Annotated in this window: 14 protein-coding genes; 4 read left to right on the forward strand and 10 right to left on the reverse strand. The window is 65.9% G+C overall.

Going from position 1 to position 18,809, the window contains the following annotated elements; all coding sequences use genetic code 11:
• Window positions 1-16: 16 nt before the first annotated feature.
• From WIN67_RS30175 to tagH, 10 genes are all read right to left on the reverse strand, one after another.
• Complete coding sequence (locus WIN67_RS30175) at window positions 17-1,219, reverse strand: ABC transporter permease (protein WP_110594220.1); 1,203 nt, start codon at window positions 1,217-1,219, stop codon at window positions 17-19.
• Window positions 1,219-1,935 (reverse strand): ABC transporter ATP-binding protein, encoded by a 717-nt coding sequence (locus tag WIN67_RS30180; RefSeq protein ID WP_102881298.1) that lies wholly within the window; start codon window positions 1,933-1,935, stop codon window positions 1,219-1,221. The genes WIN67_RS30175 and WIN67_RS30180 overlap by 1 nt, the downstream gene beginning before the upstream one ends.
• Window positions 1,935-5,024: a serine/threonine-protein kinase gene (locus WIN67_RS30185; RefSeq protein WP_339070417.1), complete on the reverse strand. Its 3,090-nt coding sequence runs from the start codon at window positions 5,022-5,024 to the stop codon at window positions 1,935-1,937. The genes WIN67_RS30180 and WIN67_RS30185 overlap by 1 nt, the downstream gene beginning before the upstream one ends.
• A 2-nt stretch (window positions 5,025-5,026) precedes the next feature.
• Window positions 5,027-5,761 carry a PP2C family protein-serine/threonine phosphatase gene (locus WIN67_RS30190; protein ID WP_102862283.1) on the reverse strand — a complete coding sequence of 245 codons (735 nt, stop codon included), beginning with the start codon at window positions 5,759-5,761 and terminating at the stop codon, window positions 5,027-5,029.
• On the reverse strand, window positions 5,762-6,415 hold the full coding sequence (gene tagF / locus WIN67_RS30195; protein ID WP_339070418.1) for a type VI secretion system-associated protein TagF: 654 nt from the start codon (window positions 6,413-6,415) through the stop codon (window positions 5,762-5,764). It abuts the gene before it with no gap.
• Complete coding sequence (gene tssM / locus WIN67_RS30200) at window positions 6,412-9,918, reverse strand: type VI secretion system membrane subunit TssM (RefSeq protein WP_102862285.1); 3,507 nt, start codon at window positions 9,916-9,918, stop codon at window positions 6,412-6,414. Before tssM ends, tagF begins: the two co-directional genes overlap by 4 nt.
• Window positions 9,915-11,240 (reverse strand): DotU family type VI secretion system protein, encoded by a 1,326-nt coding sequence (locus tag WIN67_RS30205; protein WP_102862286.1) that lies wholly within the window; start codon window positions 11,238-11,240, stop codon window positions 9,915-9,917. The genes tssM and WIN67_RS30205 overlap by 4 nt, the downstream gene beginning before the upstream one ends.
• Before the next feature lie 6 nt (window positions 11,241-11,246).
• Complete coding sequence (tssK, locus tag WIN67_RS30210; protein ID WP_102862287.1) at window positions 11,247-12,581, reverse strand: type VI secretion system baseplate subunit TssK; 1,335 nt, start codon at window positions 12,579-12,581, stop codon at window positions 11,247-11,249.
• 15 nt (window positions 12,582-12,596) lie between these two features.
• Window positions 12,597-13,103 carry a type VI secretion system lipoprotein TssJ gene (gene tssJ, locus WIN67_RS30215; RefSeq protein ID WP_102881302.1) on the reverse strand — a complete coding sequence of 169 codons (507 nt, stop codon included), beginning with the start codon at window positions 13,101-13,103 and terminating at the stop codon, window positions 12,597-12,599.
• 64 nt (window positions 13,104-13,167) lie between these two features.
• Complete coding sequence (tagH, locus tag WIN67_RS30220) at window positions 13,168-14,643, reverse strand: type VI secretion system-associated FHA domain protein TagH (protein ID WP_339070419.1); 1,476 nt, start codon at window positions 14,641-14,643, stop codon at window positions 13,168-13,170.
• A 391-nt stretch (window positions 14,644-15,034) separates the two neighbouring features.
• Here tagH and tssA point away from each other — a divergent pair, with 391 nt between their 5' ends.
• The 4 genes from tssA to WIN67_RS30240 all read left to right on the forward strand — a co-directional run bounded on the left by tssA (window position 15,035) and on the right by WIN67_RS30240 (window position 18,758).
• Window positions 15,035-16,054 (forward strand): type VI secretion system protein TssA, encoded by a 1,020-nt coding sequence (tssA, locus tag WIN67_RS30225; protein WP_213664444.1) that lies wholly within the window; start codon window positions 15,035-15,037, stop codon window positions 16,052-16,054.
• Between the two features lie 81 nt (window positions 16,055-16,135).
• Window positions 16,136-16,651: a type VI secretion system contractile sheath small subunit gene (tssB, locus tag WIN67_RS30230; RefSeq protein WP_102881305.1), complete on the forward strand. Its 516-nt coding sequence runs from the start codon at window positions 16,136-16,138 to the stop codon at window positions 16,649-16,651.
• Window positions 16,652-16,667: 16 nt separating this feature from the next.
• Complete coding sequence (gene tssC / locus WIN67_RS30235) at window positions 16,668-18,161, forward strand: type VI secretion system contractile sheath large subunit (RefSeq protein ID WP_102862291.1); 1,494 nt, start codon at window positions 16,668-16,670, stop codon at window positions 18,159-18,161.
• 108 nt (window positions 18,162-18,269) lie between these two features.
• Window positions 18,270-18,758: an Hcp family type VI secretion system effector gene (locus WIN67_RS30240; RefSeq protein WP_011064257.1), complete on the forward strand. Its 489-nt coding sequence runs from the start codon at window positions 18,270-18,272 to the stop codon at window positions 18,756-18,758.
• Window positions 18,759-18,809 lie beyond the last annotated feature (51 nt).

The following is an 18,809-nucleotide window of genomic DNA, read 5'->3' on the forward strand; positions in this document are numbered from 1 at the left end:
CACGGGGCCGATCAACTTATACATCGCGAATTCCTTCACAGGCTTCAATGCGCGACACCCGCCAGCCGCCCAGCGCGGCGGCCAGGGTGCTGACGCCCAGCGTCGCCAACAGGGCCAGCCCGTAATGGGCCGGCAGCAGATGACTGGCGTACTCGCCGGGCACCTGCATGAACAAATGATTCAGCCCGGCCTGGGCCAGGCCATACAGAGCGCCACTCAACAACGCAGCGAAACCGGCGCTGTACAGCGCCTGGGCCACCACGAACAACAGCAGGGCGCCAGTGGAGAATCCCAGCAGGCGCAGCACCGACAACTCCCGGCGCTTGCGCTCCACCGCCGCCAGGGCCCCGGCGAAGATCGCCGCAAAGGCGCCCGCCAGGGCCAGCCCGGCGATCACCCAGAAGACAATGGACAGGTTGCGACTCAAGGACTGCACCTGGGCGATGGTCTGGGCCTGGGTCGCCACCAACAGGCCACGCTCGGCGAAATAGCGGCGCAAGGGTTCGACGTCATCCAGGCTGCGGGCATACAGGCGAAAGGCCGGGTAGACCCGCTGCGCGGACGCGGCCGGCGCTTCGCCGAGCCAGCCCAGGGCCGCCACGGCACGGCCGTCGCGGTAGTCCTCGGCGGCCTCCAGCAAGGCCAGCGGGGCGAACAGGGCATCCCGGGCAAAGGCTTCCAGGGGCAATACGCCCTCCACCTGGACCCGGGTCCGCTGCACTTCGCTGCGCCCCGCCACTTGCCGGCCGAAGCTCGCCTGCAGCCAATCACCAGGCTGTACGCCAAGCTTCTCGGCGGCGGTACGGCTCAGGAGCACGCCACTCATGTTCCGCGGCACCGGCAAACGCCCGAGCAAGGGGTCCGAGACAGCGGTCGGCAACATTTCCACGGTCACTCCGATATCCCCCGTGCCCCGGGACAAGTCCGCCGTCGCGGCAATCTGCCGGGTGCGCGGCAAGGCAAAGGCTACGTCCGGACGCTGGCCCAGTTCAGCAATGAAGCTGGCGCTGAAACGTCCACCGCCCAGGGGAATGATCTCGCGTACCGCCGGGTCTTTTTCCAGGCGCTCGGTGAGGCTGCTCACCAGCCCGAACTTGAGCCCGAACAGCACCAGCAACGGCGCAATCACTGCCACCAGGGCCAGCACCGAACAGGCCGACAACCAGGTATCGGCGCGGTAGTCCTGCCAGGCCAGGGCAGCGGTCAGGGACGCACGCATCAGCAGGCCTCCCCCAGCGTCGCGGTGACCCCGCCGTCGGCATCGCGCTGGCAGGCAATGCGCCGCACCTGCAAGCCGTTGGCCCGGGCCAGCACCTCATCGTGGGTGGCGATCACGCAGCACAGCCGCTGATCCCGCGCCTGTTGCACCAACAGTTGCATCACCCGCTGAGCGTTCAAGGGGTCCAGGGCCGCGGTCGGCTCATCCGCCAGCAGCACCTGCGGACCATGGGCCAAGGCCCGGGCACAACTGACCCGCTGACGCTGGCCCACCGACAGAGCGGCGGGTTTCTTGTGCAGTTGATCGGCGATTTCCAGGCGTTCGGCCAAACGCCGTGGAATGCCCTCGTCCGCCAGCCCCAGCAACTGCCGGGGCAGGCTGATATTGCTGCGCACATCAAGAAACCCCAGCAGACCACCAGTCTGCAGCACATAACCCAGGTGCCGGCTGCGCAACTGCGCCAGGGCGCTGTGACCGGTGCCGCGCCAGATGCCGGCAATGTCGATGGGGTCATTGGCCGGGGCGAATTCAAAGCGCGCCGCCGAGTCCGGAGCCAGCACCAGCGCCAGCAGATCGAGCAGCGTGCTCTTGCCGCAGCCGCTGGGGCCGACCACCGCCAGTTGATCGCCCGCACGCAATTGCAGCCTGGGGATCACCAGGCTGTAGCGCTGGCGACCCTCGCCGCGACTCTTGCGCACCTCTGCCAGATCGAGCATCACGGCAGGGTCGACAACGGAACGCGGTACAGGGCATCACCCGGCTCGGCATCGCCGAAGCGCACCCAGTTGGCCAGGTCGTTGTGGAAGGTCTCGTAGAGACGGATCTTCGAATCCAGCTCGTCGATGAAATCTTCCTGCTCGGCCACGCTCAGGGACAGCCACAGGTCCTGGGTCATGTTCAGCGACTTGCTGCGGTACGGCAGCCCTTCCAGGTATTCCCCCAGCACGCCGCCGTCGGCCAGGTTGCCGCCCTTGCGCAGGGCCGAGGGGTCGCGGCTCATGTAGGCACTGGCGCTGGCGATTTCCTGGAAGAAATCCTTGGGCGAGGTCTGGGTCTTGCGTGCCGCATCGACAATCAGCTTCAGCGACTGCTGCAAGTCGTTGAGCTGCAGCTTGGTGAGCATCACGCAGACCTGGAAGGCCGGCAGCGCCGGGTTGGTCAGGTCGCGGTCGGCGGTCCAGGCGCTGACCAGCTGCGGCGCCTGACTCGCGGATTTGCGACCGAGGAAATCCATGTGCATGGCGTAGCCGATGGCTGCCGACTTCTGCGCGATGCTCGGCGCCGCCGCCAGCTGCGGGACGTCCTGGTTCTGGTTGCTGCGCACCTGATGCACCAGGTCGGCGAACACCGTGCCGATCTCGTCGACCTGCTCGCCGAACTTGCGCACATCGCCGCCGGGCACCGGAATGTACAGGTCGCCGATCTTCGGGTTGGCGTCGGCAGTCAGCACCCGGTACTGGGTTTCGGCCTGGGCGTGGTTTTTCTTGCCGGCATCGGTGCGCAGGTGCAGGGCGTAGATCTTGATCTGCTTGCCCAAAGCCGCCTGGCGCACTTCCGCCTCGTTCATCTGGGTGCGGCTGTAAGGATCGTTCTTGCGCAGGGCCCCGGCATCACTGACCAGCAGGATCAGGCGACCGCCGTAGCCCTTCCAGTCCATGCCTTCCACTGCCTGCATCACCCCGGCAAAGGCGTCTTCGTTGAACGAGTGGCTGGAGACACTGGTGGCCTTGACCTGGCTCACCAGCTCCTGGAAGCGCTGCGGGTCGCGGCCCTGATCCAGGGTCACCAGGGTCTTGGTCACGTACTCCAGGCCCGGGGTCTTGCTGGTGTTGTTGCGAAACCCCACCAGGCCGAAGCTGACACTGTCCAGCTCGCCACGCTCGGCGATCTTGCTCTGCAGCTCGTGGACCACGTCGCGCACCTGATCGATGTACGGCTGCATCGACACCGAGGTGTCCACCACCAGCACCACTGCCGTGCGGAAGGCATCGGCGGCGGCCGGCGGGCTGTTCGCCGGCAGGCGCTTGCCACTGCTGTCGCTGATGCTCTGCGGGCTGTTGCCCGGGTCGATCGAGGCGACATTGAGCAACTGCACCGGCTGACCGTTCTCGTCGAAGCTCTCTTTGGCGTCGAAGATCGGCAGCAGGTAGAACTGCTCCTGGGGCACTGCGCTGGCATTGGGTTCCAGGGCCAGCACCTGCTGCTCGTCCTGGGGATTCTTCTGCGCCCTGAGCAGCAGGTTCTTGGCCGCCGCCGGGTCCGCCAGCAAACGCTCCAGCTCGCTGGCCTGACGCACGAACATCACCGGTGCACGACCGGAACGCTCGGTAAATTTCAGCACCAGGCTCTGCTTCCAGTCGCTGACCTGCTCGGCCGGCAGCCAGCCGGCGCTGCGCCCGTCACTGGCGGCGCCCAGGCGCAGCCAGGAGCGGCCGTCGAGGTTCTTGCGCTGGTACACATACAGCACCGAGAACGCCGGCACCGACTTGTCCGGTGTGGCGCCCGGCTCGCTGGAAAAGCTCGCCCCCGGCTTGCTCAGCACCCGCTGGAACAGGGTCTTCTTACCCGGCATCAGCAACGGCCGCTGGCCGCCATCGACATCCGCTGCCAGTGGCTGCTCCACCGGCGGCGCCACCACGGCAGGCGGGGTGCCGGCCGTCGAAGCGGTCTTGGGCGCAGGCGCCGGGCTGTCGCCGGACAGCCACCAATAACCAGCGCCGGCCACCGCCAGGGCGACGGCCACGGCGACGCCGGCCAGGGCCAGCACCGGGCCACGGTGCTGTTCGGAAGCCCCACTGCCGGCTGGTGGCAGATTGGAGGTGCGCGGCGGCGCCGCTGGCTCCTCGGGCGGCTCGCGGCGCGGCGCCGGTTGTGGCGCAGGCGCCTGCCGGGGAATCTCGATCGACACCGGGGTCAACCCGGCGAGGTCGTTGCCCTGAGGTACAGGCTGGGGTGCAGCCTGAGGCGGCAACGGCAACGGCTGGATCAGCGTCGCCTCGACCTCGGCCGTCTCCGGCGGCAGGTTGTCCAGGGCCGTCAGCAAGGCCGCCGCATCCGGATAACGTTCCGCCGGGTCCTTGGCCAGCAGCTTGCGCAGGATGTGCTGGTAGCGCCCGTGGTGCAGCGGCAGCTCCGGCAAGGGCTCGGTGAGGTGGGCCAGGGCCGTGGACAGGGCGTCGGTGCCGTTATACGGCAGCTCGCCGACGAGAATCTCGTACAGCACCACGCCCAGGGCATACAGGTCGGCGCGCCCGTCGATGTCCTGGCCCCGGGCCTGTTCCGGGCTCATGTAGCTCGGCGTGCCCACCGCAAAACCGGCCTGGGTGAATTGGGTGCGGTCATCCAGGGACTTGGCGATGCCGAAGTCCGAAAGCACCGCCGTGCCGTCGGCGCGGAACAGGATGTTGGCCGGCTTCACATCACGGTGCACCAACCCCTGGGCGTGGGCATAACCCAGGGCCGAAGCGATCTGGCGGATGTAGGCCAGGCCCTGCTCCGGGGTCAGCCCGGCGGCAATGCGCTCTTTCAGGGTGCCGTTGGGCAGGTACTCCATGGCCATGTAGTACAGCTCGCCGACATTGCCGATGTCGTGGATGGTCACGGTGTGCGGATGGGACAGGCGCGCCAGGGTCTTGCCCTCGCGCAAAAAGCGCTCGCAGAAGCTCGGGTCGGCGGCCAGCGCCGCGGCCATCACCTTGAGCGCCACCTTGCGCTCAAGCGAACGCTGGGTCGCCAGGTACACGGTGGCCATGGCGCCTTCGCCAATCTCGCCCTGGATGTCAAAGCCGGGAATCAGAATATCCATGGTCACTGTCCTGCGGCCTTGATCACGATGGCGGTGATGTTGTCCGGCGCGCCCCGGGTCAGGCCCAGGTGAATCAGGCTACGCACCACGTCGTTGGGCTCGCTGTGGCTGAGCACATCGCGCAGCTCGAAGTCTTCGGCGGTCTTGTTCAAGCCGTCGCTGCACAGCAGGAAGGTGTCGCCATCCTCCACCTGCAGGTCGACCTGGGACAGCTCCAACTGGGCTTCGACGCCAATGGCCCGGGTGACGATATTGGCCCGGGGGTGCACCCGCGCCTCGGCTTCGCTGAGCAGGCCACTGTCCTGCAGGTCCTGGACGTAGCTGTGATCCCTGGAAATGCTTTCCAGCTGCTCGTCCCGCAGCCGGTACAGGCGGCTGTCGCCGGCCCACAGGCACACCGCCCGAGCACCGCGCACCGCCAGCAGGACCACGGTGCTGCCCATCATGGTCACCCCGCGATTGGCGGTTTCCTCGCGCACGGCGGCATTCACCGCCGCCAGGCCATTGCGCAGCGCGGCGACGTAATGGTCGAGGCTGTCGACCGGCGCAATGCCGCGCAGGCTATCGACAATCAGGCTGCTGACGTAATCCCCGGCAGCGTGCCCGCCCATGCCGTCGGCCACCAGCCAGAGGCCGGCTTCCGGGGCTTCGAGCCAGGCGTCTTCATTGATTTTCCGCACCATGCCGACATGGCTGTAGCTGGCGGACTGGTAGGACAGTTGTGGCGCTGAACCCATTTAGACGGCACCTTCTTGTCCGAGCAAAAATTGCGCAAAATCGCTGGCCGGCGGCAGCCCCTGGCAACGCAGGAGCATCGGGCTGATGGACGGCGAACCCCGGCCCCACCAGGCGCTCGACCCTTCACTGCCCTGGGTCGCGAGGATCGCGCCACGGGACTGTGGATCGCTGACATAAAACCGCTGCAGGCCGGCGAAATGGCTGCATTCGGCGCGAGTCGCCGGGCTCGGCGCTCCCAGGGCCTGCAACCCGTCCTCCAGGGCTTCGAAACTGGCGTCCTGGTCCAGGGTCGCCAGCAGCAGCTCTTCCACCTGTTCGAACCACAGCTCCGGGCCACTCACCAGGGAGGCCACATCGCTTTCAGGCTCCAGCAAGGCGGCCACAGTCAGGGGGAAGTAACGCCCGACCCGGTCGATGCTCGGCATCACCACGCCCACCGCCGCCTGGTGCCCACAGACTCCCGGAGCCAGGGCGAACCGCCACAGCGGGCTGACCAGGTAGGCGTTCAGCCACTGCTCGCCCAGGGCGTTCTGGCTGGCCAGCAAACCCGCCGCCAGCCAACTGTCCCAAGGACCGATGAAACTCTGCGGCAAGCCACGGCTGACAAAATCGCCGCGGCTGGCCAACTTGCCGTACAGGCCGACCATCGTCATAGCCGCTCCGGCAGGCTGAAGCCGCTGAGCACCCGGCTCTTGAACGGGTTGAAGGCGCTGCTGGCCCGCAGCTCGTAGGAAATGCTCGCGCCATCCACCCGCAGCCGCAGGTTGAAGCGGTCCGGCGAATTGGTGGCGGTCAGGTCCGATTGCTCCAGCAAACGGAACCAGGCCCAGGGGCCGTCCAGGGTGATCCCGGAGCGCCCAGTGGCCGATGGCGGCATGATCGACAGGCGCACCACGCCGATGCTCCCCGGGTTCGGCCATTGCATGGCCACCGGCCGGCTCGGGCCGTGGTCGTAGCTCAGTTGCTGGCCATCCAGGTCGAGGAGGAACTGGCTGATGTTGGCGTCCATCGCCACCGGCTTGAGTTCGAAACGCACCGCCGGTTGGGTCCCGCCACTGGAGCGGAAGAACGCATCGCGGATGTTCGAGGCGCGCTGGAAGGTTTGCAGCACACCGGGGGAAATGCCCAGCTTCTGCGCCGCGCCCGGCTGCCAGCTCCAGGTGGTGGTCGAGGTGTTGACGTAAGGCTGCAGGTACTTGCGGAAGTAGTTGTCCATCACCCCGCCGGTGCCGAAGAACTGCCCGAAGTCTTCCAGGGTCGCGTCCCGCGAGCTGCCCGGCGACATCGGATAACGCCCGCTCAGGGACTGGCGATAAACGTTCACCACCTCGCTGACCCAGGCCGCATTCAGTTGGTTGCGCACCCCGCCCATCATGGTGTTGGTGGTGGAACTGACCACCGATTTCACCAGCCCCTGGACCACCGGCGGCTGGCGCTCGGCGGTCAGGCTGACCCGCGCCGCCGCGGCACTGGCCTGGTTCTTGGCCTCGCCCAGCAAGGCATCGCCGCTGGCCCCGACCATGGCACTGACCTGCACGTACAGGGCATTCATGTCCGCCAGCAGGCCGTCGATGGCCGCCGGCTCGCCTTCGCCCTTGCTCACCAGGCTGTTGAGCTCGGCAAAATGCGCACTGACCGGGTCTTCGCTACTGGCCACGGCCGCCGGATTGCCCGCCTGTTCCTGGCCCAGCAGGGAACCCAGGCGCTGCTTGAGTTGATCCACACCGCCCTCGACCTTCTGGCCCTGGGCCGCCAACAGGCGCTCTTCCTGTTGCAGGTCGGTTTCCTTGGCCACCGCCACCAGCAGCTTCTTCAGCGGCGAGGTGGGCCCGGAAAGAATCCGCAGCACGTCCGCAGCCTGGGCCACGCTGGTGATCGGCACGAAGTCGATGTCCGCCAGCAAGGCGTCCCACTGGCGCAGGTAGTCCTGGAAGTACAGGCGACGCACGTCGGCGGCAAGGCTGGCGACGTTCTGCTGGTCGGCCTGATCGCGGCCCAGTACCCACTGCTCTTCGGCCAGGGTGCCGGCCTGGTTGAGACTGGCCAGGAGGAAGCCTTCGCGGTAGCCCTTGGCGGTGAACAGCCCGCTCAGGGGTTCGCTCAACGGCTTGCCGCTCTTGCGGGTGAACACCAGCGCCGCGTCACGACCACCGGCTTCGCTGAGGCGGAAGTCCGGCACACCGTCCGGCAGCTTGGCGCGCTTGACCCGGTCATACACGCGCTGGGCCACCGGCAGCTGTTGCAGCTGGCGGCGCAGGTCGTCGATCAGGCGCTGGTCCAGGCGCGCATTGGGTGGATGTTTTTCGAACAGCGCCTGCAGGTGGCCGGTCAGGGCCTGGCGCTGCTCGGGCGGCAGGTCGCGGGCCAGGGTGCGGTCCCAGTCCAGGGTGATCCAGGCCTTGATAAAGTCCGGATCGTAGTGCTCGCTGTCCGCCAGCATCAGGTAGGCCTTGAGCCCCTCGTAGAGGAAGTCCGAGTTGCCGCCGCTGTGCAGTTGCTCTTCGATGCGGGTCATCAAGCGCGGGGCGAACACCGCCACCAGCAGCTTGCGATAGACGCTGGCGGCCTCGGCTTCGAGCATGTCGCCCTGATACAGACCCAGGCCTTCGGCCCAGCCCGGCGCATCGCCAGCCAGGTTGCGCGTGGCGTTGAGCAGCGGCAGCACTGCCAGCACATCGCGCTGGGCCGGGCTGAGGCTTTGCACGTCCTGACGCACTGGGCCGACGCGCTGGTCGACCTGGGCGATATAGGCCTGGTTGGCCCGGTAGCTGATGATCCACAAGGTACTGACCACCAGCACCAGGGCCACGGTGGCCGCCAGGGCACCCCGAGCGATCCATTTGCGCCGCCGCTCGACCTTGGGGTTGACCCCCACCAGCCCGCGCTCGGCAAAGGCCACCGCGCTGAACAGCTTCTCGATGAAGTAGCTGCGCCCGGTGCCGGTCTGCCGCGCCAGGTGCTGGCGGTCCAGGTTCATGCTCTGGGCCATGGCGCCGATCAGGCGGTCGATGGGGCTGCCTTCCTGGGTGCCGCTGGTGAAATACACCCCGCGTAGCAGCACGCGCTCTTCGAAGGCGTTGGGTTTGAACACGCCTTCGAGGAAGCCCTGCAAGGACTCCTTGAGCGCCGCGAATTGCTGCGGGAAACCGTAGATCAGGTCGCGCCGGGCCGGATCGCGTTCCTGTTGCAGGCGCTCCACCAGGCGTTCGTTGAGGCGCTGCTCCAGGGCCGCCAGCTCCGCCGGCAACTGGGCCAGGGGGCTGTCGCCGCTCTTGCCGTCGTCCAGGGCGAAGGTCATGCCCCAGACCTGGGCCCGCTCTTCCTTGCTCAGGGAATCGAAGAACTCCATGAAACCCGGCACCAGATCCAGCTTGGTGAGCATCAGGTAGATCGGGAAGCGCACCCCCAGCTGGGTGTACAGCTCCTGGATCCGCAGGCGAATCGCCGCAGCATGCGCCGCCCGCTCGGCTTCGCTGCTGAGCAGCAGGTCGGAGAGGCTGATGGCGACGAAGGCGCCATCGATGGGCCGGCGCGAACGCTGGGTTTTCAGCAGGTCGAGAAAGCCCAGCCAGGCCGCCTTGTCCACCGCGGCATGGCTGTCCTGGGTGGTGTAGCGCCCGGCGGTGTCCAGCAGCACGGCCTGATCGGTGAACCACCAGTCGCAGTTGCGGGTGCCGCCGACGCCGCGCACGGCACCGGCGCCCAACTGCGCGGCCAGGGGAAAATGCAGGCCGGAGTTGACCAGCGCGGTGGTCTTGCCCGAGCCCGGTGGCCCGATGATCACGTACCACGGCAGCTCGTAGAGGTTGCGCCGCTCGTCACCGCCGAGCTTGGCCTTCTTCAACAGCGCCAGGGCTTCGTCCATGCGCTGGCGCAGGGCCGCCAGTTCCTCGGCGGTGGCCACGCTGTCCGGGTCCGGCGGGGTATCGGCGGCCAGGCTTTGCAGGACTTTGGCCGCGTGCCGGCGGGCCTGGATGATGCGAAACACCCGGTAGCCGATCCACACCGCGAAAATGACAATGATCAGCGCCCAACGCCGCCCTTCCGGCACCAGGAACTCCAGCAACGGGCCAATGAACCAGATGATCAGGCTCAGGGCGATCAGCCCCAGCAGTGGAATCACCCAGCGCGTCACAAAACTGAAAAACGCCTTCACTCGACTCCCTCCGCCAATACGCTGATTTCTACCCGACGATTGCGCGCCCGCCCTTCAGCGGTGGCATTGGTTGCCAACGGCTCGGTGTCGCTGCGGCCTTCGGCGCTGAAGCGCTCCGGCTGCCCGGTCTTCGCTGCGAGAATCTGCAACACCGATTCGGCGCGGGCCTGGGACAGCTTCCAGTTGGACGGGAAGCGCAAGGTGGCGATCGGTCGGTTGTCGCTGTGGCCGGTGATCCGCACCTGGCCCTTGACCTTGCGCACGGCGTCGGCGATGCGCAGCATCAGCGGCTGGTAGTCATCGAGGATGCTGGCGCTGGCCGAGGCGAACAGCTCGTCGCCACGGATGGTCACCACCGAACGGTCGACGGCGTCTTCCACCGCCACCCGCCCGGCCTTGATGTCCTCGGCAAGAAAGCCCGCCAGGCGCGGGCGCTCGACAATCTTGGGCTGGATCACCGGGCGGTCCAGGGTCTGCACCGGGATCTCGCCCAGGGCATGGATGTTCTTGAACACCGGCTCAGCGTCCGCCGCCAGCTTCAGGCGCAGGCCGAACAGCAGCGCCAGGAGCAAGGCCACACCAATGGCGATACCGACCCAGGGCGGCATGAACTGGGCCAGGCGATCACGGGCCACGCTGACCCCGCGCCAATGGGGCGAGAGCTCGCGCTCATGCTCGCCACGGGCACTGCGGATGATCGCCGCAGTGCGCTCGCGCAGGGCTTCGAGCTGGCTGCGACCGTCGATCATCACCCGGTAGCGGCCTTCGAAACCCAGGCACATGCACAGGTACAGCAGCTCCAGCAGGTACAGGCGCTCGCGGGGGCTTTGCAGGCAGTGCTCCAGCAACTGGAAGACCTTCTCGCCGCCCCAGGCTTCGTTGTGCACGGTGATCAGCAGGCTCTGCTTGCCCCAGTCGCTGGTGCTGCCCCAGGGGGTGCTGAGCACTGCTTCATCCAGGGCGGTGCACAGCGCATAGCGGGCCAGCAGCACATCGTTGCGCGGCACGCCGGCGGCCTCGGCCCGCTCCTCGAACTGGCGCAGGTAAGCCAGCAGTTGCGCCCGCAGGCTGGCCGGCGCCGGATGGGCCAGGGTGTTGCGCAGCCGGGTGAGCAAGGCCAGCAGCGGGCCGGCAGCACTCTCCAGGGGGTTCAGGCCCTGGGCCTGGCCGGCCGGCAGCGGCGCCGCCGGCATGGCCAGGGACGGCGCTGGCGCCGGAGCCGGACGCCCGGGCTCGGGAGCACGGCCACCGGGGCGCGGCATGAATTGGGTGCGGTCATTGGCCGGGGACGGCTGCCCTGCCGAATCGTCGAAAGGATGCATCGCGACTTATCCTCGAATGGCCCAGAAGGCCAGGTTCAAGCCCGGGAATTCCCCGGCGACGTGGAACGCGAAGCCGCCGGAATGAACCAGCTGCTTCCAGTGCTCGCTGCCACGGTCGAGCTCGTAGTAGGTGGAGCCGGCGTGATACGGCAACTGCCGTGGCGCCACCGGCAGCGGCAACAGGCCGATGCCCGGCAACTGCAGGTTGACCAGATCGCGGATGTGCTCCACCGAGCCCACTTTGCTCTGCTGGGCAAAACGCCCGCGCAGGGTCTCGCCGGGCACGTCGGCGCGCACCACCAGGATGAAGCTGGCGCTCTCCAGCAAGGTGCGGTCCGCCAGCATGGCCACGTGCACGCCGTAGGCTTTCTCGACAATCGGGATCGGCGTCGCCTTGCTGTCGATCAGCATCGACAGGGCCTCGCGCAGGGCCTGCATCACCGGGGCAAAGCTCAGGGCCAGCTCATCGTGCTGGTACTGCGGGTACTCAGCGGGGCGTCGAGCGCTGTTGGAGAAGGTCGAGAATTCGCCGGCCAGGCTCACCAGTTCGCTGTACAGGCGCTCGGGGTGCAGCGGGCTGATCTGGTTCAGGTGGCTGACCAGCGGCTGGGCGCGGTTGACCAGTTGCAGCAGCATGAAGTCGGCGATTTCCGAAGCGCCTCCGGCCCCCGAAGCCACCACCCGTCCGGCCAGGGCTTCGCCTCGCTGGTGCAGCAGGCCCAGCAGCTCGCTGCGAAAGGCGCTCAAGGGCTTGGACGCGGCCACATCCAGCAGCGGCGGGATGTAGCTGTCATCCAGCACCAGGGCGCGGTCGGCGCGCTTTTCCTTGACCCGCACCACGCCGATGGCGGCGTAGTCGCTGAGGCCGTCCGCCGCGGTCAGCAGGCGCAAGGCCCGGGAGCCCACCGCCACCGGCGCACGGTTTTCAAAGGGGGCGTTGTCGTCCCGCACCTCGCGCACCTGGCTCAGGTAACGGGCAGCGCCCAGCTCCTCGCCTTCGTCCACGGTATCCCGGGCGCCGGCGCGCTTGAGCGGCAGCGCCAGGTACACCAGGCCATCGCGCAGGCTGTCGTCGATGCTCAGCGGACTCGGCGCCAGGTCGTCATGGGGAATGTTGAACGGTGTGCCGTCGGGCAACAGGCCGCGGGCGCTGACAATGGCCAGCTTGCCCTGGGCCAGCAGGCCCTGATCGATACGCAGCTCGGAGAATCCCCAGGCCCCTGCCGACAGCGGACGGCTGCGGGCATCGATGAGGTTTTCCAGGTAACGGTCATGCTGCTGGAAGTGCTGGGTTCCAATGAACATGCCTTCCGACCAGACCACGCGATTGTTCCAGGACATGGTTGCTCCGATTGCCTATTGGGCAGGGCTGGATGGGGGGGCCACGAGCTCGGCGCTGATCGCGCGGACATCGAGGACGATCTGATACTGATTGTTCAGGCGCTGCGCCGTGTTGACCCCGACTCGCCACAGGGCCTGGTCCACTTCGCGATAGCCCACCAACAGGCCGACCTGACGGGTGGCCGGGTCCAGGGTGCGCTTGAGGGTGAACTGGTCGCCGGGCTTGACCAGCACTTCATCCTGGTCGATGAGGTCCGGGCCCAGGGTGGCCGGGGCCCGCTCCGCCAGGGCGAAGTAGTCGGCGCGCATGAAGGTGGCCGGGTTCTTGAGTTCGAAGATCCGCACCCGCACCGGCGTGCTCAGGCCGTCAGGGCCCGGGTTGAGCCCGGCCACGGCCTGGAAACGCAGCTCCACGGTGGTGGCGCCAGGTTCTTCCTTGGCCGGCTCGGCGGGCGTTGGTGCGTCCTTGGCACAGGCCGCCAGTACCAGCATGGCGACCAATGTCAGTAATCGTTGAATCATCCTGCGTCCTCAATGACGTGTCAGCTGTCCGTGTATCCGTGTGTTCGGGGGGTTCCAGGCGCGCTCAGGAACGGCGCAGCCGGTGGGTATGCTCTTCGTAGGCGCGACTGAATTCACGACCGAAAAGGTCCTGGAAATCGTCCTGGGCCTCTTGGGAAATCTGCTTGTAGAGCGCCGTGAACTGCTGCCAGTTCTGCGCCTGCCGCGAACCGCTGAACAGGTTGCCCAGGCCACCGGGGCGGGCCATGCGGGCTTCCAGCTCAGTGGGTTCGAAGCGCCCCAGCAGGTGCTTGATCGCGGCTTCCACGCCGGCCATGACGGCCAGCTGGTGAGCCCGCAAATCGTCGAAGCTCTCCTGCACCGCCTGGTCCGGGGCCATGAACGCCTGGTTGCTGTGGCGCAGCAGCAGGAGCATGGCTTCGTCCACGTTAGGGGCAAACTTCAGCGGGTTGTTTTCCACCGGGCGGATCATGGTCTGCTGCATGCGGAACTCGCCCTTGAGGCTGCTGCGGGCACGCAACACATCGATCAGGCCTTCCACCATCAAGCGGTAGCTGCGCCCCAGGCTTTCCATCTGCGCCTGGGCCTGCTGCGGGTCGATGCGCAGCTGGTCCAGCCCGGCGCCCCGCAGGAAGGCTTGCAACAGGTCGGTTTGTGGCCCCGGCTCGGCCGCTGGCGCTGGCGCAACGGGAGCCGCAGGGGCGACAGGGGCAACGGGCACCACGGCTGCGACCTCGATCGGCTGCGGCTGCGGCTGCGGCTGCGGCTGCGGTGGTACTGCACTGAACTCAGCGACGCTGGCAAAGGGGTCCGGAGCAACAGGCGGCGCTGCCAATGGCGCTGCGCTCGCCACCGGAGCCGGTCGGGCCGGTGTTTCGCCGAACAGGTCCCAGTCCTCCGGAATCACCGCTGCGCCCTGGGGCGCAGCCGGCTGGGGCGCCGCTACGGGCTGAGGCACCGCCGTGGGGGTCGGCGGGCGAAAATCGTGCTGCTCGGCGGGCACATGATCGGGCTGAGTGGCCGGAGGCGTGGCGCTTGGAGTCAGGAAATCGAACAGGTCAGGAAAAGTGTCCTGGGCCGAAGCCCCCTGAAAATGCGCCACCGGCGCCATGGCAATCGGCTCGATCGGCGTGGGAGGCGACGAGTGGCGCCCCATCAGCGCTTCGAAACTGTTGGAGCTGTCCCCGGAAAAGGCCTCAACCTGGGCACGATTGAGACTGAAATCGATCCGCGCACTGATTTCATAATCGCCAATGCGAATAACCTCGCCATCTTCCAATGGCTCACTGCTACCCCGGCGCATACGAATACCGGCACGGACTAACTCCACACCATTAGTACTGTTATCGGTCAAATAATAACGGCCATCCTTGTATTGGATGACACAATGTCGCGCTGAAACTAAGCGCTCGGGATCAGGAAGTACCCAGTCATTATCGGAACTACGGCCAATTGCCATCATTCCCTGATCCATTAGTTTCTCAGGGCATTGGCCAGGGGTAATCTTGTGATAACTAGTGATAGTCAAACACAGCGACATTGCGCCTCCTTGCTGTACTTCCGCGTGCGAACCGGCGGCGGGGAAAAAGTTCCGTAAAAAATGAAAAACCCGCAAAAAATCCTTTAAACAGCACCGTTCACAGCATGATCGCTCAACTTAAACTACACAGATGACAAAAGCCTTTCGTCCCGCCCCAATCTGACTCGCCGGTCAAGGAACTAATAAGTCGACATAACACTGTCATGCGGGGCGAATAGCTTACCTTGACAAGCCACAACTACTACACCAAAAATGTACAACTTCTTGAACACGGATGATGGCTCACTAGTATCAATGAGTCCATGTTAACCAAGAAATGTGCGCGAGTTCACAAACAACTAGTGCATTAATTGCCTGACTGTCCTGCAGGCTGATAGGGAGATCGAACCAGGTGGATGTACCGATGTTGCTCGCCGCTATTTCAGCAACTTCGCCTTGTGGCGAAGACCTGGAATATGACGCGGAATTCTTGCACTTGGAGCGGGCCGCACAAGGCCAGCCCGAGCGCAGCATGGGCGACTCGATCCTGCCGGCCGAGCCGCCGGACTGGCGCAGCGTCCAGCAACAGAGCCTGGACTTGCTGGCCCGCAGCAAAGACCTGCGCATCACCCATTTCCTCCTGCAAAGTACCCTGGCCCTTGAAGGCCTGCCGGGCCTGGCCACCAGCCTCGACCTGATCAACGGTTTGCTCCGTGATTACTGGGCCGAGCTGCACCCGCGCCTGGACGCCGACGACGACAACGATCCCACGGTGCGGATCAATGCCCTGGCCGGCCTGGCAGCAGACTCCACTATCGGCCTGTTGCGCGAAGCCATCCTCACCCGTTCCCGGACCTTCGGCCCGGTGAGCGTGCGCGCGGCGCTGAACGCCGCCGGCCTGCAGCACTTCTCGGGCGAAAGCCTGGGTTCCGATCACTTGGCCGGGGCCCTGCAAGACAGCGACCCAGAGCACCTGGAAGCCATTCGCCACGCCTTGAGCAGCGCTCGCTCGGCGGCCGAATCCATCGAAAAGCAAGTCAGCGAACAAGTGGGTTCCGCCAGCGGCGTTGACCTCAGCGCCCTCAAGCAGCCCCTGCGCCTGGCGCTGCAGGTGCTGGGCCAGCACGCCCCGCAAACCAGCGAAAGCCCGACCGATGAGCCCGCCGAAGCCCCCGCGAATGAGGCCGGCAACGCGCCCGTGGCGCCAGCCGCAACGCGGATTTCCGGCGAGATCAACAGCCGTGAGGACGTGCTGCGCAGCCTTGACCGGCTGCTGGCCTACTACAGCCGTCACGAGCCTTCGAGCCCGCTGCCGGTGCTGCTCAACCGCGCCAAGAATCTGGTCAACGCCGATTTCGCGGCCATCGTGCGCAATCTGATCCCCGATGGCATGTCCCAATTTGAAAACCTGCGCGGCCCCGAATCCGACTAACCCCGGTACGGCCGAACAGTATCGTCAGCGGCAATCACCGACCGACGCCAACACCGTCGCAACAGCGACCAGGAGCACAACGTGGCGAAGCAAAGTTCTCAAAAGTTCATCGCGCGCAACCGCGCGCCCCGGGTGCAGATCGAGTACGACGTCGAACTCTACGGCGCCGAGAAAAAGGTCCAGCTGCCCTTCGTCATGGGCGTGATGGCTGACCTGGCCGGCAAGCCCGTCGAGCCCCTGGCGGCGGTGGCCGATCGCAAGTTCCTGGAAATCGACGTCGACAACTTCGACTCGCGCCTCAAGGCCATGCAGCCACGGGTCGCGTTCCACGTGCCCAACGAACTGACCGGCGAAGGCAACCTGAGCCTGGACATCACCTTCGAGAGCATGGACGACTTCAGCCCCGCCGCGGTGGCGCGCAAGGTCGACTCCCTGAACCAGCTGCTGGAGGCCCGTACCCAACTGGCCAACCTGCTGACCTACATGGACGGCAAGACCGGCGCTGAAGAAATCATCATGAAAGCCATCAAGGATCCGGCGTTGCTCCAGGCCCTGGCGAGTGCGCCAAAACCTGTGGACTCCGAGCCGAACGCGTAAATCAGGACCAACGATCATGACCGAATTGATGCGTGACAATCAGGCCCAACCCGGCGCCACCGAGCAGGCCAGCGAATTCGCTTCGCTGCTGCTGCAGGAATTCAAACCCAAGACCGAGCGCGCTCGCGAAGCCGTGGAAACCGCCGTGCGGACCCTGGCCGAACAGGCCCTGGCGCAGACCGACCTGGTGTCCAACGACGCCATCAAGTCGATCGAATCGATCATCGCCGCCATCGACGCCAAGCTCACCGCCCAGGTCAACCAGGTGATCCATCACCCGGAATTCCAGAAACTGGAAAGCGCCTGGCGTGGCCTGCACTACCTGGTCAACAACACCGAGAGCGACGAGCAGCTGAAGATCCGCGTGCTCAACATCTCCAAGCCGGAGCTGCACAAGACCCTGAAGAAATTCAAGGGCACGGCCTGGGACCAGAGCCCGCTGTTCAAGAAGATGTACGAAGAAGAATACGGCCAGTTCGGCGGCGAGCCTTACGGCTGCCTGGTGGGCGACTACTACTTCGACCAGTCGCCACCGGATGTCGAGCTCTTGGGCGAGCTGTCGAAAGTCTGCGCCGCCATGCACTCCCCGTTCATCGCCGCGGCTTCGCCGACCGTGATGGGCATGGGTTCGTGGCAGGAACTGTCCAACCCGCGCGACCTGACCAAGATCTTCACCACCCCGGAATACGCCGGCTGGCGTTCGCTGCGTGAGTCGGAAGACTCGCGCTACATCGGCCTGACCATGCCGCGCTTCCTGGCGCGCCTGCCGTATGGCGCCAAGACCGACCCGGTGGAAGCCTTCGCCTTCGAAGAAAACACCGACGGCGCCGACAGTTCCAAGTACACCTGGGCCAACGCCGCCTACGCCATGGCGGTGAACATCAACCGCTCGTTCAAGCATTTCGGCTGGTGCTCGCGGATTCGCGGCGTGGAATCCGGCGGCGAGGTGGAAAACCTCCCGGCCCACACCTTCCCCACCGACGACGGTGGCGTGGACATGAAGTGCCCGACCGAGATCGCCATCTCCGACCGCCGTGAAGCGGAACTGGCGAAGAACGGCTTCATGCCGCTGCTGCACAAGAAGAACACCGACTTCGCCGCCTTCATCGGCGCCCAGTCGCTGCAGAAGCCCGCCGAATACGACGACCCGGACGCCACCGCCAACGCCAACCTGGCCGCGCGCCTGCCGTACCTGTTCGCCACCTGCCGCTTCGCCCATTACCTGAAGTGCATCGTGCGCGACAAGATCGGCTCCTTCAAAGAGAAGGACGAGATGCAGCGCTGGCTGCAGGACTGGATCCTCAACTACGTCGACGGTGATCCGGCGCACTCCACCGAAACCACCAAGGCCCAGCACCCACTGGCCGCGGCGGAAGTGGTGGTCGAGGAAGTCGAAGGCAACCCTGGCTACTACAACTCGAAGTTCTTCCTGCGCCCGCACTACCAGCTCGAAGGGCTGACCGTGTCGTTGCGCCTGGTATCCAAACTGCCGTCCGCCAAGGGCGCCTGACCCATAACCGACTCAAATCTGTCGCCGCTGCGCAAGGTCCCCAGGGCCTCGCGCAGCGGCGACAGACGCTGAATCAACATCGTGGCAAGTGCCACACAGGGAGAAAACATGGCTGTTGATATTTTCATCAAGATCGGTGACATCAAGGGCGAGTCCATGGACAAAGCCCACAAAGACGAAATCGACGTGCTGAACTGGAGCTGGGGCATGTCCCAGTCCGGCAACATGCACGTGGGTGGCGGCGGCGGTGCGGGCAAGGTGAACATCCAGGACCTGTCGCTGACCAAGTACGTCGACAAGGCATCGCCGAACCTGATGATGCATTGCTCCAGCGGCAAGCACATCGACAAGGTGCGCCTGACCGTGCGCAAGGCCGGCGGCGAAAGCCAGGTCGAGTACATGATCATCGACCTGGAAGAAGTGCTGATCACGTCCCTGAGCACCGGCGGCTCGGGCAGCGATGACCGCCTGACCGAAAACATCACCCTGAACTTCGCTCAGGTGATGGTCGAGTACCAGCCGCAGAAAGCCGACGGCACCAAGGACGGCGGCCCGATCAAGTACGGCTGGAACATCCGCTCGAACACCAAGCGCTGATCCGCTGCGGTCGCGCCGCGGCGGCGAAAGATCCGGGCCATGCTGCATGCG

It is taken from the genome of Pseudomonas idahonensis, assembly GCF_037903935.1.
Classification (GTDB): domain Bacteria; phylum Pseudomonadota; class Gammaproteobacteria; order Pseudomonadales; family Pseudomonadaceae; genus Aquipseudomonas; species Aquipseudomonas danubii.